This window comes from Streptoverticillium reticulum, from assembly GCF_047456005.1.
Taxonomy (GTDB): domain Bacteria; phylum Actinomycetota; class Actinomycetes; order Streptomycetales; family Streptomycetaceae; genus Streptomyces; species Streptomyces reticulum.
Genome location: NZ_CP179755.1, coordinates 2,593,172 through 2,614,311 on the forward strand (window position 1 = coordinate 2,593,172; position 21,140 = coordinate 2,614,311).

The following is a 21,140-nucleotide window of genomic DNA, read 5'->3' on the forward strand; positions in this document are numbered from 1 at the left end:
GCCCGCCATCGCGGGCGCCCGCAGCCTCACTTCATGAACTTCTTGAATTCCTCGGGGAGTTCGAAGTCCTGACCGTCCTGGCCACCGGCCGGCAGGCCGAACGGGCTCGCCGGCTGCTGCGCGCGGCGCTCGGCGGCGGCCTGCTCCTCGGCCTTGCGCTTCATCGGGTTGCCCGACTGCCGCTTGCCCTTGGCCTGCTTGGTCTGCTTCTTCTTGCGGGCCGCACCGCCGCCCATGCCCGGCAGGCCGGGCATCCCGGGCATGCCGCCGCCCTGGGCCATGCGGGACATCATCTTGCGGGCGTCGAAGAACCGCTCGACCAGGTTCTTGACGGCGCTGACGTCCACGCCGGAACCCTTGGCGATACGGGCGCGGCGGGAGCCGTTGATGATCGTCGGGTCCTGGCGCTCGGCCGGGGTCATCGACTTGATGATCGCGGCGGTGCGGTCGACGTCGCGCTCGTCGAGGTTGTTGATCTGGTCCCGCATCTGGCCCATGCCCGGGAGCATGCCGAGCAGCTTGCTGATGGAGCCCATCTTGCGGACCTGCTCCATCTGCGACAGGAAGTCATCGAGCGTGAACTCCTTCGGCCCCTTCGCCAGCTTGGCCGCCATCTTCTCGGCCTCGTCCTGGCTGAAGGTCTGCTCGGCCTTCTCGATGAGGCTGAGCATGTCGCCCATGCCGAGGATGCGGGACGCCATGCGGTCCGGGTGGAACGCGTCGAAGTCGTCCAGCTTCTCGCCGTTGGAGGCGAACATGACCTGCTTGCCGGTCACGTGCGCGACCGACAGCGCGGCACCGCCGCGGGCGTCGCCGTCGAGCTTGGAGAGCACGACGCCGTCGAAGCCGACGCCGTCACGGAAGGCCTCCGCGGTGTTGACCGCGTCCTGGCCGATCATCGCGTCGACGACGAAGAGGATCTCGTCCGGCTGCACCTCGTCGCGGATGTCCGCGGCCTGCTGCATCATCTCGGCGTCGATGCCGAGGCGGCCGGCGGTGTCGACGATCACGATGTCGTGCTGCTTAGAGCGGGCGAACTCGACGGAGTTCTTGGCGACCTGCACCGGGTCGCCCACGCCGTTGCCCGGCTCCGGCGCGAAGACCGCGACGCCGGCGCGCTCGGCGACGACCGAGAGCTGGTTGACGGCGTTGGGGCGCTGGAGGTCACAGGCGACGAGCAGCGGGGCGTGGCCCTGGTTCTTCAGCCAGAGGCCGAGCTTTCCGGCGAGCGTCGTCTTACCGGCACCCTGCAGACCGGCGAGCATGATGACGGTCGGGGGCGTCTTGGAAAGGCGCAGCCGGCGGGTCTCGCCGCCGAGGATGCCGATGAGCTCCTCGTTGACGATCTTGATGACCTGCTGGGCCGGGTTCAGGGCCTGGGAGACCTCGGCGCCGAGGGCACGCTCCTTGACCTGCTTGATGAAGGCGCGGACGGCGGGCAGCGCGACATCGGCCTCCAGCAGGGCGATGCGGATCTCGCGCGCGGTGGCATCGATGTCCGCCTCGGAGAGGCGCCCCTTGCCCCGGAGGTTCTTGAACGTCGCTGCGAGGCGGTCGGAGAGGGTATCGAACACGGTGGTCGCGGATCCTTCTGGTCGAGGCTCGAGTCGGCGGCTGACCCCCAAGGGTATCCGTACGCCCCCGGTGCGGTCAGCCGCCTGGGGGGTGCCCGATGGGTCCGGGTCGGTGCGGGTCCTGCGGTGTCTGGTGCTGGGGGCACCTCCCAGCGGTAGCTGGGGGAGTCGCAGGGCCCGTACCGCCCCATCGGGCACCCCCCAGCGTCTCTTGCATTCCGGCGGCCAGTGCGGCGGCTTCCTCTGCCGGCAGCGCCCGCCCCTCCGCCCCCGTCACATAGAACGCATCCACCACGCTGGCACCCAGCGTGCTGACATACGCGCTGCGCACCCGCACCCCCGCCGCGTCCAGTGCGCGGCCCATCCGGTGCAGCAGGCCCGGGGCGTCCTGGGCCCGCACCTCCAGGACCGTCGCCGCGTGCGAGCCCCCGGGCGCGACCGTCACGCGCGGGGGCGCGGGGGCGAGCCTGCGACGGTTCGCGTACGCCGCCTCGCGCTCGGCGAGGCGTGCGGCGACGTCGAGCGAGCCGTCCAGGGACCGCACGAGGTCGTTGCGCAGCCGGGCCGCCTCCGGCGGGGAGCCGTACTCGGCGGCCACCCGCCAGTCGAGGAGCAGCACGCCCCGGACCGTCCGCAGCTCCGCGGCCCGCACCGTCAGCCGGTGCAGGGCCAGCACGCCGGCCGCCGCGGGCAGGACGCCCGGCCGGTCGGGGACGGCCATCAACACCTCGACGCCGACGGGCTCTTCGGCCAGGGTGACGACGGGCCCGCCCGCGCCGAGCGCCTCGGCGGCGCGACGCTCCTGCTCCGCCGTCGGGGCGCCCCGCTCCCGGCGGTCCGCGAGCGGGGCGCCCGCGAGCGCGGCGGCGGCGCGGCGGACGAGGCCGTCCACGAGCGAGGCCCGCCAGGGATTCCAGGCCGCCGGTCCCGTGGCCCGGGCGTCGGCCTCGGTGAGGGCGTGCAGCAGCTCCAGCGTCCCGGCGGTGGAGACCGCGTCGGTGACCGTGCGGACGGTGGCCGGGTCGTCGAGGTCGCGGCGGGTGGCCGTCTCGGCGAGCAGCAGGTGGTGGCGGACGAGCGTGCCGAGGACGTCCGTGTCGGCGGCGCCGAAGCCGAGCCGGGCGGCGACAGCGCGGGCGAGGGCCTCGCCCGCCTCGGAGTGGTCGCCGGGCCTGCCCTTGCCGATGTCGTGCAGCAGGGCGGCGACGAGCAGCAGGTCGGGCCGGTCCACGCGGCGGGCGAGGGCGGAGGCCTGCACCGCCGTCTCGACGAGGTGCCGGTCGACGGTCCAGCGGTGGACGGGGTTGCGCTGCGGGCGGCAGCGGACGTGCTCCCACTCGGGCAGCAGCCGCGCGACGACGCCCTCCGCCTCCAGCGCCTCCCAGACGGCCACCGCCGGCTCCCCCGCGCCCAGCAGCGTGACCAGCTGCTGCCGGGCCTCGGCGGGCCAGGGCACCGGCAGCGGTCCGGCGGCCGCCAGCCGCCGCGCCGCGTGCGGCGACAGCGGCAGCCCCGCCTGCGCGGCCGCGGCGGCCGCGCGCAGCGGGAGCACGGGGTCGCGCTCGGGGCGCGCGGTACGGGCGAGCACCGCCTCGCCCTCCTGTTCGACGACGCCCTCGGCGAGCGGGATCCGCTCGGGCTCCACGAAGCCGCCCCGGCCCCCGCGGCCGCCGAGGATGCGGCGCAGCCGGGCCCGTCCGGAGCGGGCGCGCAGCACCCGGCCGACCTCGCGCCAGGTGACGTCGGCCGCGTACGAGACCGTGCGGGCCGCTTCGTAGACCCGGCGCAGCAGGGCGTCCGCGTCGGGCAGGCCGAGGGCCGTGGCGACCTGGTGCTGTTCCTGGAGGGTGAGCCGGTCGGAGGCGCGGCCGGTGGCCAGGTGGAGGGCGTCGCGGGCGTCGAGGAGCAGGTTGCGGGCCTCCTCCAGGCCCTCGCGCGGGGCGTCGGCGAGCCAGGAGGCGGCGACCGCGCGCAGGGCGGTGGCGTCGCGCAGCCCGCCGCGGGCCTCCTTGAGGTCGGGCTCCAGCAGGAAGCGCAGCTCGCCCTGGCGCCGGGCGCGGTCCTCGCACATCTCGCGCAGCTCCGGCAGCCGGCCGGGGGCCTGGGCGCGCCAGTCCTCGTAGGCCGTGGTGCGCAGGGCGGCGGTGAGGGCTGGGTCCCCGGCGAGGTGCCGGGCGTCGAGCAGGCCGAGGTGGACCTTGAGGTCGGAGGCGGCGGTCTTGCGGGCCTCGGCGGGGGTGCGGACGGAGTGGTCGAGGTCGAGGCCCATGTCCCAGACGGGGTACCAGACGCGGTCGGCCAGGGCCGCCGTCGCGCTGGCGTCGGCCGTGCCGTCGTGGAGGAGCAGCACGTCCAGGTCGCTGCGCGGGGAGAGCTCCCCGCGCCCGTAGCCCCCGACGGCGACGAGGGCGACGCCCCGGGTGCGGCCCAGCAGCCCGCCGAGCCAGCCGTCGGTGAGCCGGGCGAGCTCGGCCCGCAGCCGGGGCCCGGCCTGCGCCTCCTCGTGCAGGAGGCGCAGCCGGGCGGCCGCGTAGCCGCCTTCGATGTCCGTCACCCGGTCTCCCTGGGGCATCTCAGAGCGCGTCCGGGCCTCGCTCGTCGGTGCGGACGCGGACGACCGTCTCGACGGGGACGACCCACACCTTGCCGTCGCCGATCTTGCCGGTGCGGGCGGCCTTGACGATGACGTCGACGACCTCCTCCGCATCGACATCGTCGACGAGTACCTCTATGCGCGTCTTGGGCAGCAGGTCCATCCGGTACTCCGCGCCGCGGTAGACCTCGGTGTGGCCACGCTGCCGGCCGTAGCCCTGGGCGTCGGTGACGGTCAGGCCGTGGACCCCGAACTCGCCCAGGGCCTCCTTGACCGCCTCCACCTGGAAGGGCTTGACGACTGCGGTGATGAGCTTCATACATCGACCTTCTTGCTGTTCGGGGCCGGGGGCTGCTGCTCCGTGGCGGCGGACGGGGCGGCGGTGCGGTGCGCCGGGGCGCCGCCGACCGCGCTGAAGTCGTAGGCGGTCTCGGCGTGCAGGGCCTGGTCGAGGCCGCTGATCTCGTCGTCCTCGCTCGCCCGGAAGCCGACGAGCTTGTCGACGAGCTTGGCCAGCAGCCAGGAGACGACGAAGGAGTAGGCGAGCACCGAGAACGCCCCGACCGCCTGGCGGCCGAGCTGGACGGCACCGCCCACGCCGTTCACGGCGAGGACGCCGACGAGCAGGGTGCCGATGACGCCGCCGACCAGGTGGACGCCGACGACGTCGAGCGAGTCGTCGAAGCCGAGCTTGAACTTGAGGCCGACGGCCCAGGAGCAGACGGCCCCGGCGACGACGCCGATGAGCAGGGCGCCGAAGGCGTTGACGGCGGCGCCGGAGGGCGTGATGGCGACGAGTCCGGCGACGGCCCCGGAGGCCGCGCCCAGGGTGGTGAAGGCGCCGTGCTTGATCCGCTCGTAGACCAGCCAGCCGAGCATGGCCGCGCCCGTGGCGACCTGGGTGTTGAAGGCCATATTGGCAGCGGTGCCGTTGGCGGCGAGGGCGGAGCCGGCGTTGAAGCCGAACCAGCCGAACCACAGCAGTCCCGCGCCCAGCATCACCAGGGGGAGGCTGTGGGGACGCATGGGGTCCTTGGTGAAGCCGATGCGCTTGCCGACGACGAGGACGGCGGCCAGGCCGCCGATGCCCGCGTTGATGTGGACGGCGGTGCCGCCCGCGAAGTCGATGACCTTGAGCTGGGCCAGCCAGCCGTCGGGCTGCCAGACCCAGTGCGCGATCGGGAAGTAGACGACCGTCACCCACAGGGTGATGAACAGGGCCCAGGCGCTGAACTTCACGCGGTCCGCGAGGGCGCCGCTCATCAGGGCGGGGGTGATGACGGCGAACATCAGCTGGAAGAACGCGAAGGCGAGGACCGGGATGCCGTCCTTGCCGTTGGTCAGCGTCTCGGGGCTGATGCCCTTCAGCCCGATGTGGTCGAAGTTGCCCAGCAGTCCTGCGCCGATGTCGTCACCGAAGGCGAGCGAATAGCCGTAGAGGACCCACAGCACGCTGACGATGCCGAGCGAGATGAAGGACATCATGAGCATGTTGAGGGCGCTCTTCACCCGCACCATGCCGCCGTAGAAAAAGGCCAGGCCCGGCGTCATCAGCATCACGAGCGCGGCACTGATCAGTACGAATGCGGTATCTGCGCCATTCAAGTCGGTGTCTCCTCGATAGCCACGGCCCTGACCCCCGTGCGGGCCGTCGTTCCCCGGGCCGGTGTCGCGTCAGGCTCGCGCAGCACCGTTTCAGCCGATGCCGCAGGTTGTTTCGCGCCAGTGACGAACACATCGCCCGTGTTACGCCCGGGTGAACTGCCCGGAGCCCGGCCGGAATTGCCGCTACCCTCCGCCGGACCGCCCGGCGACCATGCAAACCGACCGCGACGACCACCCGGTGTGACCTGGCGTGGGGGAGCCGAGTCGGGCTGTACGGGAGGGTCGTCGCGGCCGGGTCCGAGGGGCCGGAGGGCGTCAGACCGCCTGGGCGGCTTCCACCGAGTCCGGCAGGTGAAGGGCGAGTTGGTCGGTGAGCTCACGGACTTCGGACACCCCGCCGAAATCACGCACGGCGGAATCCACGGTCTTGCGCAGGCGGTTGTTCACCCGCTCCGAGCGGACCTGCTTGGCGATCCTGAGGGCCTGGCCGGCCAGGAGCGTGGACTCCTCCGGCTCGCGCTCCATCAGGTGCACGGTGGCCATGCCGATCAGATTGAGCGCATACGACCGCTGGTGCTCGGGGTCCTGGGAGAACAGCTCGACGGCCCGCTCCATCTTGGGCCGGGCCAGCGAGGCGTACGTCGGGCTGCGGCCCGCCACATAGGCGAGATCGCGGAAGGAGTGGGCGTTCTCCGCGTTGAGCTCGGCCTCGGAGAAGAAGCGGATCCAGTCGGGATCCCCGTCGGCGGGCAGGCAGTCGGCGAAACAGTCCTCCGCCATGGTGACCGCGCGCTTGCACTTGGCCGGCTGCCCCATGCTGGCGTAAGCCCGCGCCTCCATGGCGTAGAGCATGGCCTGGGTGCGCGGGGTGGCCGTCTCCCGCGAGCCGTACTGGCCGAGGTGGATCAGCTCCAACGCATCGTCGGGGCGGCCGAGATGGATCATCTGGCGGCTCATGTTGGAGAGGACGTACGAACCGAGCGGGCGGTCCCCGGCCTCCTTCGCGGCGTGCAGCGCCAGGACGAAGTACTTCTGCGCCGTCGGGTGCAGGCCGACGTCGTAGCTCATCCAGCCCGCCAGCTCGGCCAGTTCGGCGGCGACCTTGAACAGGCGTCTGGCGGTGGCCTCCGCCTGGGGCTCCTGGAGCAGGTCCGTCACCTCGTGGAGCTGGCCGACCACGGCCTTGCGGCGCAGGCCGCCGCCGCACTGGGCGTCCCACTGACGGAACATCTTCGTCGTGGACTCCAGCAGCTCCAGCTCCGGTTTGGAAAGCCGGGTGCCGCGCCGGGAGCGCTCCTGCGCGGCCGCCCCCTCGGACCGCTCCTCCCGGCTCGACGGGCCGGGGACCAGCCAGCGCTGCATCGGCTCGATGAGGGCGGGACCCGCGGAGAGGGCGAGCGAGGTGCCGAGGAAGCCCCGCCGGGCCAGCATCAGATCACTGCGGGAGAACTCGCTGAGCAGCTCGACCGTCTGCCGGCCGGCCCAGGGCATGTCCACCCCGCCGACGGAGGGCGACTGGTGCGCGGAGCGCAGCCCGATGTCCTCGATGCCGACCACGCAGCCGAAGCGCTCGGAGAAGAGCTCGGAGAGGATCTTCGGGATCGGCTCGCGCGGCTGCTCACCGTCCAGCCAGCGGCGCACACGGGAGGTGTCCGTGCTGATGTGATGGGCACCCAACTGGCGGGCCCGGCGGTTCACTTGCCGGGCCAGCTCGCCCTTCGACCAGCCGCTCCGCAGGAACCAGGAGTTCAGCTGCTCGTTCGGACGCTTCTCGGACCTCTCGGACCGCTCTTGCCGATCGGCCCTGCCGGCTCCATCGGCACCGCTGACGTTGCCGCCCACTGGAATGCCCCCATCCCGAACTCTGCTCTGTGCGCGCTGCCGCGCGAACCGCCAACAGCATGCCGCCTGTTGCGGCGGCCTGTCCGGCGATGCGCGGGCGCCGCCGGGAACGACGGGAAGCGTCACATGCCTCCGGCATACCCACTGCTGGGCGCATCTCCCGGGGTTCTTGCACCGAAAGTAATCCTACGATCACCGATCAGGCGAGAGCAGTCCAGCAAACGCCACCATTCGCCACCCCAACGAATGAACTGCTGTGCCACCGGCCGCGATTGACTTGACATCCGGCAACCCCGGAAAGGATCAAGGGAGTCGGCGAGCCGTCGGCCGCGGCGCCGGGCGGCGGCGGCCGGACGACGGGTGGACCGGTGCACGGGGCGGCGCGCACCGCGCTCCGCACCACCTCCCGCGCACCGTCGCGCCGCCCCGGAGACGAGGTCCGCGACCGTACGTGTCCGAGACACTCCGACACGTAACCAACCGCGGAAGAGACCCGTTGGAGGGGGCATGGGCTTCACAATCGGCGGCATCCGGGATCTGCGCTCGGGCTCTCGGCGCCGAGGCCGCGCGTCCGACACCGCGACCACGGTCGCGGAGTACACCGGCCTGTGGGGGTGGGACGTGGCGCCGGGCGCCCGCGCCGCGCGCGGCGGCCGCGTGAGCTGCTCCTGCGGCGCCGTCGGCTGCCCCGCCCCCGGGGCCCACCCGCTCTCCTTCGCCCCGCCCGTCCCGGCCGGCTCCACGCTGGACGAGGCGGCGGCGGCCTGGGCCGAGGTGCCGGGAGCGGCCGTGCTGCTACCGGTGGGGCGCTCGTTCGACGTCCTGGAGGTCAGCGAGGCGGCCGGGCGGCACGCGCTGGCCCGTCTCGAACGGATGGGGCTCCCGCTCGGGCCCGTCGCCCTCACCCCGCACGGCCGCGCCCTGTTCTTCGTCGCGCCGGGCGCCGCCGCGCAACTCCCCCAGCTGCTCTACCGGATGGGCTGGGACGACACCCGCCTCGACCTGCGCGGCCTGGGCCCCGGCGACCACATCACCGCCCCGCCCTCGGACTTCGCCGGCCTCGGCCCGATGCGCTGGCTCCGCCCGCCCGCCCTCGACACGGCGGACCGCCCCCCGGAGGCGAGGCTGCTGCTGGGCACGCTGGCGTACGTGTCCCACCGGTCGGGAGGCGGCGCCCCGTAAGGGGCGCGGGGAACTGCGCGAGCAACCACGGCCCACCCGCGGTCGAGGTGCTCGGGGCTGCGCCCCGGACCCCTGGAGTGGTGCGTTACCTGCGGGCCGGTGGGGGCTGGTCGCGCAGTTCCCCGCGCCCCTTACGGGGCGCTTACGGGACCACGGCAAAGGGCCCCTCCGCCCTTGCGGAGAGGCCCTTTCCTCACGCCCGAGGAGATCGCGACGTTCAGTCGCCGATCAGCGCATCGACGAACGCCTCCGGCTCGAACGGCGCCAGATCGTCCGCGCCCTCGCCCAGACCCACCAGCTTCACCGGCACGCCCAGCTCGCGCTGGACGGCAACGACGATGCCGCCCTTGGCCGTGCCGTCCAGCTTGGTGAGGACGATGCCCGTGATGTTCACGACCTCGGCGAACACCCGGGCCTGCACCAGGCCGTTCTGGCCGGTGGTGGCGTCCAGGACCAGCAGGACCTCGTCCACCGAGCCGTGCTTCTCGACGACCCGCTTGACCTTGCCCAGCTCGTCCATGAGGCCGGTCTTGGTGTGCAGCCGGCCCGCGGTGTCGATCAGGACGACGTCCGCGTTCTCGGCGATGCCCTCCTTGACCGCGTCGAAGGCGATCGACGCCGGGTCGCCGCCCTCGGGACCGCGGACGGTGCGGGCGCCGACGCGCTCGCCCCAGGTCTGCAGCTGGTCGGCCGCGGCGGCGCGGAAGGTGTCGGCGGCACCCAGCACGACGGACTTTCCGTCGGCCACCAGCACCCGGGCGAGCTTGCCCGTGGTGGTGGTCTTGCCGGTGCCGTTGACGCCGACGACCATGACGACGCCGGGCTTCTCCTCGCCGTTCACGCCGACACCGGGCTCGGTGTGGACGCTGCGGTCGAAGTCGGTGCCGACGAGCGTGAGCAGCTCCTCCCGGAGCAGGGTGCGCAGTTCCTCGGGGGTGCGGGTGCCGAGCACCTTGACGCGCTCGCGCAGCCGCTCGACCAGCTCCTGCGTGGGCGCGACGCCCACGTCGGCGGTGAGCAGGGTGTCCTCGATCTCCTCCCAGGTGTCCTCGTCGAGGTGCTCCCGGGAGAGCAGGGTCAGCAGACCCTTGCCCAGGGAGTTCTGCGAGCGCGAGAGCCGCGCGCGCAGCCGGACGAGGCGGCCGGCGGTGGGCTCGGGGACCTCCACGGCGGGCTCGGCCGGAGCGGCGGCCTCGGCCGCGGTCTCCGGCTCGACGACCGGCGCCTCCTCCGCCGGGGCCTCGGCGGCCTCCGGCAGTTCCACCTCTTCGATGGTGCGGCGCGGTTCCTCGCGCGGGGCTTCGGCCTCCTCGCCGACGTGGGGCTCGGCGGGCGGCGCGGTGACGGACGGGCTGCTCGGCGGCGCCGGGGGCAGCTGCTTCTTCTTGCGGCTGCTCACCACGAGCCCGCTGATCGCGCCGAGCGCGACCACAGCGATGACTACGGCAAGGATGACGAATTCCATAACGCCCCCAGTATCGGACACCGGGGCGGCATGCCGGTGCCGCCTCGTCGGCCCCGGATTTTCGCGGTGCGGTTGCCGGGTTTTTGTGGTTTACCACGAGGACCAATGGCACTATCCGGCCAAAGTTGGAGCAAAGTACGATGGCGTGCACCTACGTGACGCGCGTAGAGTCCGCAAAGACCTTTTCTGGTCAGAGGCCTTGGCGGGCCGGAACGGCTCGCCGACACCCCTTGAGGCCTCCCGCCCCCCGCATCACCTGCACGGAGCCCCCATCCCCATGGCCCCCACCACGGACAGCGCCGTCCGCAAGGACGGCGCTCTGCTGGACGATGTGTCCACCACTGCAGCCGCCGACTCCGAAGGCGCGATAGAAACCCGCGGCATCGAGCCCGTACCGGACCACGAGCGGCACGGCCGGGTCCGGGAGCTCTTCCCGACCTGGGTCGCCGCCAACATCAGCGTGCTGCTGCTCACCATGGGCGCCGCCCTGGTGGTCTTCAACAAGCTCAACTTCTGGCAGGTCCTGATCGTCGCCGGATGCGCCGCCCTGGCGTCCTTCGGCATGGTCGGCGTGCTGTCGGTCTCCGGGAAGTGGGGCGGCGCGCCGGGCGCGATGCTCTCCCGCGCGACGTTCGGCGTGCGCGGCAACCTCTTCCCGGGTGCGATCCTCTGGGTCGCCCGGTTCGGCTGGGAGACGATCAACGCGGTCACGGGTGCGTACGCCGTACTGACCGTGCTCGACCTGCTGTTCGGGATCAAGAGCAACAGCGTGCTCATCGTCATCACGCTGTTCGTCTTCGTCGCGTGCACGTTCCTCGTGAGCGGCATGGGCCGGAAGGCCCTCAACGTCTGCAACAAGTGGTCGACTTACCTCTTCGGCGTCTTCAGCGTGCTGGTGCTCGGGTACCTCGTCGTGCACATCAAGTGGCACGACGTCTTCTCGAAGCCGGCCGGTTCGACCGCGATGATGATCGCCGGCATCGGCACGATCGCGGCGGGCGGCATCAGCTGGGTGCCCACCGGTCCCGACTTCGCGCGCTACCTTCCGCACTCCGCGTCCGGCAAGAAGATCGTCGGTGCGACGGTCTCCGGTGCCGGCGTGGTGATGGTGCCGATGGTGCTCATGGGTGCCGTGATGGCCGTGGCCGCGCCGGGGCTCGCCGAGGCGCCGGACCCGGTGTCCTTCCTCGGTGACATCCTGCCGACGTGGCTGGCCGTGCCGTACCTGATCACCGCGATCGTGGGCATGCTGCTGATCAACTCGCTGTCGATGTACTCGGCCGGGTTCACCGCCCAGACGATGGGCGTCAAGCTGCCGCGTGCGATGGCCGTGAGCATCAACGCCGCCATCTCGCTGGTGGGCGGTCTGATGCTGATGCTGGTCGCGAAGAGCTTCCTGAGCTCGTTCATCACCTTCCTGATCCTGCTGGCCGTCTCGTTCTCGGCGTGGATCGGTGTCTACGCGGTCGACATGGCGCGGCGGCGGGTGCGGGCCGTGCGGTACGACGCGGAGGGGCTGATGGACACCAGCCCGTCGAGTCGGTACTGGTACGCGGGCGGCTTCTGCTGGCAGGCCATGACGGCGTGGGCGGTGGCGCTGATCGCCGGTCTCTGCTTCACCCAGTGCGCGTGGTTCAGCGGGCCGCTGTCCGGGACGTTCGTGGGCAAGTACGGGCTGGGCTGGGCCGCGACGATCGCGATCTCGGCTGTGCTGATGGCTGTGCTTCCCACTCCGCGGGAGCAGGAGAAGTAAGCCCTCGCTCTCCACGTCGGACGGCCCCCTGCGTTTCGCAGGGGGCCGTTTTGCGTGCGTGGGTCGGGGGTGGGGCGGGGACGGGCCCTTCCGGGGACTGAACTTTTTGTGACGGTCCGTTCCACGTGGGGGCGCCCCGCCCTTTCGTCCCAAAAAGTTTTTACGTCCCCCTCCAGGGCCCGTCCCCGCCCCACCCCCTCGCGTCCGTTCGACGCCGACGGCGATCAGCCCTTGCAGGAAGCCCGAGCCTGCGGTGCGGAGCAACGGGTGGAGCGGGAGGGTGGCCCACGCACGCCACGGCGGCGGGACAGTCGGACACGGGCCCCGGCCACGGCCACGGCCACGGCAAACGCAAAGGCGCTGACCCGAAGTCGGGTCAGCGCCTCGCAGAGGAGTGGGCGGCGGGGTAGGTCAGCCCATCTCCTCCAACGCCTTGCCCTTCGTCTCCTTCACGAACTTCATCACGAAGGGAATGGAGAGCACGGCGAAGACCGCGTAGATGATGTACGCACCCGAGAGGTTCCAGTCCGCGAGGCTCGGGAAGCTGGCCGTGATGGCCCAGTTGGCGACCCACTGGGCCGAGGCGGCGACGCCCAGGGCCGCGGCGCGGATGCGGTTGGGGAACATCTCGCCGAGGAAGACCCAGACCACGACGCCCCAGGAGAGCGCGAAGAAGAGCACGAACGCGTGGGCCGCGACGAGGGCCACCGTGCCCTGGCCGGTCGGCAGGGTGCCGTCCGCGGACTTGGAGGCGAAGGCCCAGGCCTCGAGGGCGAGGGAGACGGCCATGCCGACGGAGCCGACGAGGGCGAGCGGCTTGCGGCCGATGCGGTCGACGAGGACCATCGCGATCACGGTGCCGACGATGTTGATGATCGACGTGGTGAAGCTGTAGAAGAACGAGCTCTCGGGGTTGACGCCCACCGACTGCCACAGCGTCGAGGAGTAGTAGAACGCGACGTTGATGCCGACGAACTGCTGGAAGACCGAGAGGCCGATGCCGATCCAGACGATCGGGAGCAGGCCGAAGCGGCCGCCGAGCAGGTCCTTGAAGGTGGACTTCTGCTCGTTGTGCATCGCGTGCTCGATCTCGGCGACGCGCGCGTCGAGGTCGGTGCCCTTGCCCTCGACCTCGGCCAGGACGGTCTTGGCCTTGTCGAGCTTGCCGACCGAGATCAGGAAGCGGGGGGACTCGGGGATGGCGAAGGAGAGCAGGCCGTAGAGGACGGCCGGGACCACCATGACGCCGAGCATGAGCTGCCAGGCCTCGATGCCGAGGAGGTGGCCGCGCTGGTCGCCGCCCGCGGCGTTGAGGATGCCCCAGTTGACGAGCTGCGAGACGGCGATGCCGACGACGATCGCGGCCTGCTGGAACGAGCCGAGACGGCCGCGGTAGGCCGGCGGGGAGACCTCGGCGATGTAGGCCGGGCCGATGACCGAGGCCATGCCGATGGCTATGCCGCCGAGGACGCGCCACAGGGCGAGGTCCCACAGGGCGAACGGCACGGCCGAGCCGACGGCGCTGACGGTGAACAGGGCCGCGGAGATCTGCATCACACGGATGCGGCCGATGCGGTCCGCGACGCGGCCGGCCGTGGCGGCGCCGATCGCGCAGCCGATCAGCGCGATCGCGATGACCTGGGCGAGCGCGGCGGAGCCGATGTCGTACTTGTGGCGGATGCCCTCGACGGCGCCGTTGATCACGGAGCTGTCGTAACCGAAGAGGAAGCCGCCCATGGCCGCGGCCGCGGTGATGAAGATGACGTGGCCGAGGTGGTCCGGCTGGGCCTTGCGGCCCTCGGATCCCTTCGCTGCCGTCGCTGTGCTGGTCAACGTGTACTCCTGGGGCACCCCGGCCACACTGCCGGGGGTGGGGGGGCGGCCTTTCCGGTGGAAGATCGAATGACCACCACGTGAAGGCGTAAGCAACGTGGGAGACCCTATGCCTTCAATTTTCTAAGTCAAGAGAATGTGATGAACTTGTTTCCCCCCGTTTGCCGGGCAGTTGAGTTCAAGTAGTGAAGTTGATCAACGAAGGCGCTGGCTGATGACCTTCGAAACGCCGTCGCCCTGCATCGACACCCCGTAGAGCGCGTCCGCGACCTCCATCGTCCGCTTCTGGTGGGTGATCACGATCAGCTGCGAGCTCTCCTGGAGTTCCTTCATGATCCCGATCAGCCGCTGGAGATTGGTGTCGTCCAGCGCCGCCTCGACCTCGTCCATCACGTAGAACGGGCTCGGGCGGGCCTTGAAGATCGCCACGAGCAGTGCCACCGCCGTGAGGGAGCGCTCTCCGCCCGAGAGGAGGGACAGGCGCTTGACCTTCTTGCCCGGCGGGCGGGCCTCCACGTCGACGCCGGTCGCCAGCATGTCGTCCGGGTCGGTGAGGATCAGGCGCCCCTCGCCGCCGGGGAAGAGCCGGGAGAAGACGCCCTCGAACTCGCGGGCCGTGTCACGGTAGGCCGCCGTGAAGACCTCCTCGACGCGTTTGTCGACGTCCTTCACCACCTGGAGGAGGTCGGCGCGGGTCTTCTTGAGGTCCTCCAGTTGCTCCGAGAGGAAGTTGTGCCGCTCCTCCAGGGCCGCGAACTCCTCCAGCGCGAGCGGATTGACCTTGCCGAGCTGCTGGTACGCCCGTTCCGCCGCCTTGAGGCGCTTCTCCTGTTCCGCCCGCACGAAGGGCACCGGCTGGTTGCGGGGGTGCTCCGGGTCCTCGGGCAGCGTCTCGCCCTCGGCCGGCGGCGAGGGTGACACGGGCTGGTCGGGACCGTACTCGGCGACCAGGCCCGCGGGCTCGACGCCGAGCTCCTCCAGAGCCTTGGCCTCCAGCTGCTCGATCCGCATCCGCTTCTCCGCGCCCAGCACCTCGCCCTTGTGGACCGAGTCCGTCAGCTTGTCCAGCTCGCTCTTGAGCTCGCGCGCGGCATTGCGCCCCGCGACCAGTTCGCGCTCGCGCTCCCCCTTGGCGGCCTCGGCCGACTGCCGCTCCTCGTCGGCGCGCACCAGCGAGGCCTCCACATGGGCCAGCAGCTGCCGGGCCCCGGCCGCCACCGCCCCGGCCACCTCGGCCTCGTGGCGCAGCCGGGCGCGGCGCTGTTCCGCCCGCGCCCGCGCCTCCCGTTCGGCACGCGCCGCGCGGTCGAGCCCGTCCGCCCGGCCCGCGAGCGCCTTGACGCGCTCCTCGTGGGTACGGACCTGCAGCCGCGCCTCCATCTCCGTCTGCCGGGCGTTGGCGCCGTCGGCCGCGAGCCGGTCGCGGGCGGCGGTGTCGGGGTCGTCCGTGCCGTCGTCGTCCGCGAGCTCCTCGGCGGCCGCCAGCCGCTCCGCCAGTTCCGCGGCCTCCTCGGCGGCGCGCGCCAGTGCTTCCTGTGCGCGCCCGACGGCCGCGGCGCTGCGTTCGGCCTCGCCCTCCGCGGCGCGGGCCTGCCCGGCGAGGCGGCCCAGGTCCTGGGCGACCTTCGACTTCGCGCGGTCGGCCGTGCTGCGGGAGGCCGCCAGCTCCTCGACGAGGGCGGCGGTCCGTGTTCTGTTCTCTTCCGCTGCGCGCTGAGCCGTGCTCAACTCCGCGCATTCCTTTTCGAGTTCGGCAAGTTCCGCCGTCGCCTCGTCGACGGCCGCCTGTACCTCCAGCAGGCTCGGCGCTCCGCCGGAGCCGCCCTGCGCGAAGTGCGCGCCCAGCACGTCGCCTTCGGCGGTGACGGCGGTCAGGTCGGGGCGTGCGGCGACCAGGTGCTCGGCGTCCTCCAGGGTGTCGACGACCACCATGCGGCCCAGCAGACGCCGGACCGCGGGCCGCAACTCCTCGGGGGCGCGGACGAGTTCGGACGCCGTCCGGAAGCCGGCGGCGGGGGCTGCGGGGGGCTCGTCCGGTGCTCCCGCGAGGAGCAGTGCCGCGCGTCCCGCGTCCTCCTTCTTCAGCAGGCGCAGCGCCTCCGCCGCGGCCGCCGGGCCGGTGACAGCGACGGCGTCCGCGGCCGCGCCGAGCGCCGCGGCGACGGGGAGTTCACTGCCGGGGGCGACGGTGAGGAGCTCCGCCGCCGGACCGAGGAGCCCGGACAAACGTTCCTTCGCCGTCAGAAGTGCGCCCGTGCCGTCCTTGCGGCGCAGGCCCAGGGCCAGTGCGTCGCGGCGGGCCGTGATCGCCGCGCGGCGCCGCCCGGCCTCCCCCGCCGCCTCGCGGGCCGCGTCCAGGGCGGACTCCGCCGCGGCCAGCTCCGCCCTGGCCCGGTCGTGGCGGGCGGCCAGGTCCGCGTCGCCGGCGTCGGCCCCGTCGGCCTCGGCCTGCTGCTGCTCGTACTCCTCGCGCGCGGCCGCGGCCCGCTCGTACGCCTCGTCGCGGGCGGCGGTCAGGCGGACGGACTCGGCCTCTGCGGACGCCGCCCGGTCGCGGGCGGCGGTGACCCGGCCGTGCAGCCGGGCGAGCTGCTCGCGGCGGTCGGCGACGGCGCGGGCCGCGTCGCGCAGCCGGCGCTCCTCCTCCGCCAGGCGCTGCTCCAGCTCGGCGCGGTGCCGCGCGGTGTCCTCCAGGGCCCGCCCGGCCGCCTCCAGCGCGGCCTCCAGCTCTGCCTCCTGCTCGCGGATGCGGGCCGCCTCGCGCTCCAGGTCCTCCGGGTCGCGGCCGCGCCGCTCCTCCGCGGGGACTGCGGTGGCGCTGGTGACGCGGGCGTCGGCGAGCCCGATGGTCCCGCGGACGCGCTCGGCGAGCCGGGAGAGCTCGTACCAGGTCTGCTGGGCGCGTGCGAGGCGCGGCGTCAGTTCGCGGACCTGCTCCTCCAGCTCGGCCTCGCGCCGGGCCGCCTCCTGCAGTTGCTGCTCGGCGGCGTCCTTGCGGGTCTTGAGGGCCGCCTCGTCGGCGATCTCGGAGCTCAGCGCCTCGCGCAGGGCGACCAGGTCGTCGGCGAGCAGCCGCAGCCGGGCGTCGCGCAGGTCGGCCTGGATCACGGCGGCCCGGCGGGCCACGGCGGCCTGCCGGCCGAGCGGCTTGAGCTGTCTGCGCAGCTCGTCGGTCAGGTCCTGGACGCGCGCGAGGTTGGCCCGCATCGCGTCGAGCTTGCGCAGCGCCTTCTCCTTGCGCTTGCGGTGCTTGAGGACGCCGGCCGCCTCCTCGATGAAGGCGCGGCGGCCGAGCGGGTCGGCGTGCAGGACGGAGTCGAGCTGGCCCTGGCCGACGATGACGTGCATCTCGCGGCCGATGCCGGAGTCGGAGAGCAGCTCCTGGATGTCGAGCAGCCGGCAGGTGTCGCCGTTGATCTGGTACTCGCTGCCGCCGTTGCGGAACATCGTCCGCGTGATGGTGACCTCGGCGTACTCGATGGGCAGGGCGCCGTCGGAGTTGTCGATGGTCAGGGAGACCTCGGCGCGGCCCAGCGGCGGGCGGCCGGTGGTCCCGGCGAAGATGACGTCCTCCATCTTGCCGCCGCGCAGCGACTTGGCACCCTGCTCGCCCATGACCCAGGAGAGTGCATCGACGACATTGGACTTACCCGAACCATTGGGGCCCACGACACAGGTGATGCCGGGTTCGAAGCGCAGGGTCGTCGCGGAGGCGAAGGATTTGAACCCGCGCAGGGTCAGGCTCTTGAGGTGCACGCAGCAGGACTCTACCGTTCATCTCGGTTTCACCCCGGAAGGTGCCGGGCACATCCTGAACGTAAGGGGGCTGCGGAGGAAAACGGCAGGGGGCCGAAGATACGACGGATACGACGAAGGGACGCCGGAGCGTCCCTTGCAGAATCTGAAGCGGCTGACTGAGCTGACTGAACAGTGCAGCCCGACCAGGCCCCCGGGGCAGGGCGTAGGGTCAGGCGAGCGCAGGCTCCGCCTTGGATACGTCGATGCTGTCGAGCAGCGAGTCACCGTGGTGAGCGGCGGCAGTCAGCGCGTCGTTCTCGGCCTGCATCCGGATGAGCTCGGATTCCAGGTCCTGGACTCGCTGCTGAAGCCGTCGCATCTCGGCGAGGACTCGGGGGTCGGAGCCGCCGACGTAACCGAGAAGCGCCTTTGCCATGATGGATGGTCCTCCACACTGAGTGACCGACCTAAGCGGTGTGGGTCGTGAGGGATTCGCACCCGCGGTGTCTGCCATCGCTACTGCGGTGTTTCAATGCCAAACAGCTAAGGTGCGCGGGGCTTCCAGAGTCTCACCAAAAGGTTTGACGGTCAACACGATCACACCCCGTATCCGCAGGCGTCCCAGGGGTGGCGGGGGGTGATCCGCGCCGCTGTCCGCACCCGGGGCCCGAGGGGTGTGGAGATCATCCGTTGGAAGGCAGCCTTGCACGCCGCCGCCGAGTTGGCAACCATCAGGCAATTCCCGTGGAACGAATATGCCAAAGACATATTAAGGGAATGTCCGACGCCCCGGAGCGGTCGGCATCCGGGGCGTCGGCGAGGGGTCAGCGCATCTCGAATCCGTCATAACCGCCGCGCGGGACGCCCCAGATCTCCGTGACACCGTCGACCCGGCCGGGCGTGTCGCCGTCGCGCAGCCAGTCGAGCAATTGTTCGCAATGGGTGCGGGGCCCCTCGGCGACCACCTGCACCCGTCCGTCGGCGAGGTTCGAGGCGAAGCCGATCAGGTCACCGATTGCCAAGGCATTGGCCCGAGTGAACCAACGGAAGCCAACACCCTGCACATGACCACGGACCCACGCCGTGAGACGGACATTCTTGTTCATGTCTGCACGCTAACTGGCCAATTGCATACGAAGCACTTCGACCCCGCATCACGTGCCGTACAGTCGCGGCTCTATAAGGCTCCCCCGTACGAGTGACGCACTTTCACGCCGAGCACACAAGGAAGGCAGCGGATGGGTCGCCATCGACGCTCTGCCCCCCTCACCGCTGACGAAGCGGCAGCGATTGCCCGGAAAGCGAGGGCTCCCCAGACGAGAGAGCGGCCCCAGCCGCTCGGCCCCGGCGAGGACCCTTCGGAAGCGAGCACTCAACCCATCCCCGTCGTCCCCGCCGACGACGTCGGCCGTCACCGCAGCGCCCGGCGCCCCGGGCGGGCCAAGGGCATCAAGGCGCGGGTCGGCGCCCCCGCCGCCCGGCGGGCCGGTCTGCTCGGCGCGTCCGCGGCCGTGGCCATGGGCGCCGCGGCCATGATCTCCGGGCTGCTCCCGACCGGGGGCCTCTCCACCCAGGACACCGGGGGCACCAGCGCCGCCGGCACCACCGGGCAGGTACGGGCGGACCAGCCGCAGCCCGGCACGCCCAGCCAGCGTTCCCGGCCGGCCGCACCGGGCGGCGGGCGCGAGGAACACCGGGCGCGGGCCCGGCCGGTGGCGGAGCAGGAACAGCAGCCGGCCGCGGACCGCAGGACCGCCGAGGACGCCCGCGCCGGACGCGGGGCCGAGCGGGCACACGGACCCGACTCCCCCATGGCGGCCGCCGCGCCGGAGCAGCCGGATCCGCTCGGCGGCTCCGTCCACACCTCCGCGTCGGCGCACACGGCCACCGACGCGGGCATCGCCTCGGCGGGTACCGGCGCGGCCGTGGAGGACTCCGCGCATCTGCACGGGAAACTGGCCGACCCGCACAGCGCGGCAGCGCACCTGGTGCTGTCCCTGGTCAACGAGGAACGGGCGAAGGCGGGTTGCAAGCCACTGCGGGCGGACGGCAAACTCAACGGCCTGGCCCAGTCGTTCAGCGACGACATGGCCCGGCGGAGCTTCTTCGACCACACCGACCCCGACGGCAGGACGCCGTGGGACCGCGCCGCACGGCGCGGCGTCAAGAACCTCGGCGGCGAGAACATCGCCCGCGGGCATCCGGACGCCCATGCGGTGATGAACGCGTGGATGCAGAGCGCCGGGCACCGGCAGAACATCCTCAACTGCGAGTACAAACGGCTGGGTGTGGGGGTGCACATGGGGGACGGCGGCCCTTGGTGGACGCAGGACTTCGGGTACTAGGGCTGCGCCCCTGACGGGGCGCAGATCCTGCGTCAGGCCACCGCCACGCGGCCCGCCGCGAAGATGCGCGCCTGCTCCGTTATGCGCCGGCCCAGGTGCTGCGCGGTCTCGATGTCCGCCTGGTGAACGGCCTCCGCGCCCTGGTCGTTGTTGGACTGGGCCGCGGCGCCGAGGAAGAAGCCCAGGCGGTTGAGGTCGTTCTCGGAGGCCGTGGAGGCGTTCCAGCCCGGGAACAGGTTGAGGCTCACCCAGCTCATGCCGTGCTGGGCCGCGAGCAGCGAGAAGAACTGCAGGGTGTGCAGCTTGTCGCCGCTCTTGGAGGCGGAGTTGGTGAAACCGGCGGCCAGCTTGTCCTGCCAGGCCCGGGTCGCCCAGCGCTTGGAGCTCGCCTCGGCGAAGACGTGGAACGCGCCGGAGGCGGTGCCCATGTAGGTGGGCGAGCCGAAGACGATCGCATCGGAGGCGTCGAGCAGTTCCCACTGCGCCTCGGTGATCTCGTCGACCTTGATCAGGTGAACGGTCGCACCGGACGCGGAGGCGCCGGAGCGGACGGCCTCGGCGAGGACCGCGGTGTGGCCGAAGCCGGAGTGGTAGGCGATGGAGACGACGGGGGTGGTCACGGCAGACACGGCAGATGCCTCTCGGAGACGCGAGTGGGGGGGCACGCACCGCAGGGCGGTGCGATGCAGAAAGGAAAGCACTAACTTTCAGAAAGCGCAATCTGTTGGTGAGCGCTGTGTCGGAGTAGGGTGTGCCCATGGATCAGGATCAGGACCAGCTGCCGTTCGACGTCTTCGCGCGGAACTGCCCCTCCCGCGACACCCTGGGCCATGTCACCGGGCGGTGGGGCGCCCTCACCCTCGGCGCACTGCGCGAGGACACGCTGCGCTTCAACGAACTGCGCCGACGCGTCGAGGGCGTCAGCGAGAAGATGCTGTCCCAGACCCTGCAGGCCCTGGAGCGGGACGGGCTCGTGCATCGGGAGGCACAGCCGGTGAATCCGCCGCGCGTGGACTATGGGTTGACGCCGCTCGGACGTGAAGTCGCCGAGCGGCTGCTGGGGTTGATCTCGCTGCTGGAGAACCGCATGCCGGATGTGCTTGCCGCACGCGATGCCTATGACGTGGAGCGGCAACCGTAGATATCTGCGGGTCCGTTGTGGCTGGTCGCGCCCACGCGGCGGAGCCGCATGATGTGACAGCCCCGCGCC

At 71.9% G+C, this 21,140-nt stretch carries 15 protein-coding genes; 4 read left to right on the forward strand and 11 right to left on the reverse strand.

Annotated elements, in window-relative coordinates; genetic code table 11:
* Positions 1–26 precede the first annotated feature (26 nt).
* The 5 genes from ffh to ACMATS_RS11540 all read right to left on the reverse strand — a co-directional run bounded on the left by ffh (position 27) and on the right by ACMATS_RS11540 (position 7,614).
* On the reverse strand, positions 27–1,574 hold the full coding sequence (gene ffh, locus ACMATS_RS11520) for a signal recognition particle protein (protein WP_414167850.1): 1,548 nt from the start codon (positions 1,572–1,574) through the stop codon (positions 27–29).
* Between the two features lie 76 nt (positions 1,575–1,650).
* Complete coding sequence (locus ACMATS_RS11525; protein ID WP_414167851.1) at positions 1,651–4,146, reverse strand: [protein-PII] uridylyltransferase; 2,496 nt, start codon at positions 4,144–4,146, stop codon at positions 1,651–1,653.
* 1 nt (position 4,147) lies between these two features.
* On the reverse strand, positions 4,148–4,486 hold the full coding sequence (locus tag ACMATS_RS11530) for a P-II family nitrogen regulator (RefSeq protein WP_390776730.1): 339 nt from the start codon (positions 4,484–4,486) through the stop codon (positions 4,148–4,150).
* Positions 4,483–5,772 (reverse strand): ammonium transporter, encoded by a 1,290-nt coding sequence (locus ACMATS_RS11535; RefSeq protein ID WP_390776729.1) that lies wholly within the window; start codon positions 5,770–5,772, stop codon positions 4,483–4,485. Before ACMATS_RS11535 ends, ACMATS_RS11530 begins: the two co-directional genes overlap by 4 nt.
* A 315-nt stretch (positions 5,773–6,087) precedes the next feature.
* Positions 6,088–7,614: a hypothetical protein gene (locus ACMATS_RS11540; RefSeq protein WP_414167852.1), complete on the reverse strand. Its 1,527-nt coding sequence runs from the start codon at positions 7,612–7,614 to the stop codon at positions 6,088–6,090.
* Between the two features lie 507 nt (positions 7,615–8,121).
* Between ACMATS_RS11540 and ACMATS_RS11545 the strand changes: the two genes are divergently transcribed.
* Positions 8,122–8,796, forward strand: a complete 675-nt coding sequence (locus tag ACMATS_RS11545) for a bifunctional DNA primase/polymerase (protein ID WP_414167853.1) — start codon at positions 8,122–8,124, stop codon at positions 8,794–8,796.
* A gap of 217 nt (positions 8,797–9,013) precedes the next feature.
* Here ACMATS_RS11545 and ftsY read toward each other — a convergent pair whose 3' ends face one another.
* Positions 9,014–10,261: a signal recognition particle-docking protein FtsY gene (gene ftsY / locus ACMATS_RS11550; RefSeq protein ID WP_390776726.1), complete on the reverse strand. Its 1,248-nt coding sequence runs from the start codon at positions 10,259–10,261 to the stop codon at positions 9,014–9,016.
* A 277-nt stretch (positions 10,262–10,538) separates the two neighbouring features.
* Here ftsY and ACMATS_RS11555 point away from each other — a divergent pair, with 277 nt between their 5' ends.
* Positions 10,539–12,014, forward strand: a complete 1,476-nt coding sequence (locus ACMATS_RS11555) for a purine-cytosine permease family protein (protein ID WP_390776725.1) — start codon at positions 10,539–10,541, stop codon at positions 12,012–12,014.
* 411 nt (positions 12,015–12,425) lie between these two features.
* On the opposite strand, the gene ACMATS_RS11560 is transcribed toward ACMATS_RS11555, so the two are convergent.
* From ACMATS_RS11560 to ACMATS_RS11575, 4 genes are all read right to left on the reverse strand, one after another.
* On the reverse strand, positions 12,426–13,847 hold the full coding sequence (locus ACMATS_RS11560) for a sugar porter family MFS transporter (protein ID WP_391151743.1): 1,422 nt from the start codon (positions 13,845–13,847) through the stop codon (positions 12,426–12,428).
* A 195-nt stretch (positions 13,848–14,042) separates the two neighbouring features.
* Complete coding sequence (gene smc / locus ACMATS_RS11565; RefSeq protein WP_414167854.1) at positions 14,043–17,603, reverse strand: chromosome segregation protein SMC; 3,561 nt, start codon at positions 17,601–17,603, stop codon at positions 14,043–14,045.
* A gap of 211 nt (positions 17,604–17,814) precedes the next feature.
* On the reverse strand, positions 17,815–18,021 hold the full coding sequence (locus ACMATS_RS11570) for a hypothetical protein (protein ID WP_171087512.1): 207 nt from the start codon (positions 18,019–18,021) through the stop codon (positions 17,815–17,817).
* 388 nt (positions 18,022–18,409) lie between these two features.
* Positions 18,410–18,691, reverse strand: a complete 282-nt coding sequence (locus ACMATS_RS11575; RefSeq protein WP_414167855.1) for an acylphosphatase — start codon at positions 18,689–18,691, stop codon at positions 18,410–18,412.
* 132 nt (positions 18,692–18,823) lie between these two features.
* On the opposite strand from ACMATS_RS11575, the gene ACMATS_RS11580 reads away from it, so the two are divergent.
* On the forward strand, positions 18,824–19,930 hold the full coding sequence (locus tag ACMATS_RS11580; protein ID WP_414167856.1) for a CAP domain-containing protein: 1,107 nt from the start codon (positions 18,824–18,826) through the stop codon (positions 19,928–19,930).
* Between the two features lie 32 nt (positions 19,931–19,962).
* Here the strand turns inward: ACMATS_RS11580 and ACMATS_RS11585 are convergent, their stop codons facing one another.
* Positions 19,963–20,550, reverse strand: coding sequence for a flavodoxin family protein (locus ACMATS_RS11585; RefSeq protein ID WP_391151738.1), 588 nt, complete (start codon positions 20,548–20,550; stop codon positions 19,963–19,965).
* Positions 20,551–20,687: 137 nt separating this feature from the next.
* On the opposite strand from ACMATS_RS11585, the gene ACMATS_RS11590 reads away from it, so the two are divergent.
* Positions 20,688–21,071, forward strand: a complete 384-nt coding sequence (locus ACMATS_RS11590) for a winged helix-turn-helix transcriptional regulator (RefSeq protein ID WP_390776720.1) — start codon at positions 20,688–20,690, stop codon at positions 21,069–21,071.
* The last annotated feature ends 69 nt before the right edge of the window (positions 21,072–21,140 follow it).

What these genes read in the sequence shown, in the direction of transcription:
- ACMATS_RS11525 (WP_414167851.1), bottom strand. Translation starts at nt 4,146, where the DNA reads ATGCCCCAGGGAGACCGGGTGACGGACATCGAAGGCGGCTACGCGGCC.
- ACMATS_RS11530 (WP_390776730.1), bottom strand. Translation starts at nt 4,486, where the DNA reads ATGAAGCTCATCACCGCAGTCGTCAAGCCCTTCCAGGTGGAGGCGGTC.
- ACMATS_RS11545 (WP_414167853.1), top strand. Translation starts at nt 8,122, where the DNA reads ATGGGCTTCACAATCGGCGGCATCCGGGATCTGCGCTCGGGCTCTCGG.
- ftsY (WP_390776726.1), bottom strand. Translation starts at nt 10,261, where the DNA reads ATGGAATTCGTCATCCTTGCCGTAGTCATCGCTGTGGTCGCGCTCGGC.
- ACMATS_RS11555 (WP_390776725.1), top strand. Translation starts at nt 10,539, where the DNA reads ATGGCCCCCACCACGGACAGCGCCGTCCGCAAGGACGGCGCTCTGCTG.
- ACMATS_RS11570 (WP_171087512.1), bottom strand. Translation starts at nt 18,021, where the DNA reads ATGGCAAAGGCGCTTCTCGGTTACGTCGGCGGCTCCGACCCCCGAGTC.
- ACMATS_RS11575 (WP_414167855.1), bottom strand. Translation starts at nt 18,691, where the DNA reads ATGAACAAGAATGTCCGTCTCACGGCGTGGGTCCGTGGTCATGTGCAG.
- ACMATS_RS11580 (WP_414167856.1), top strand. Translation starts at nt 18,824, where the DNA reads ATGGGTCGCCATCGACGCTCTGCCCCCCTCACCGCTGACGAAGCGGCA.
- ACMATS_RS11590 (WP_390776720.1), top strand. Translation starts at nt 20,688, where the DNA reads ATGGATCAGGATCAGGACCAGCTGCCGTTCGACGTCTTCGCGCGGAAC.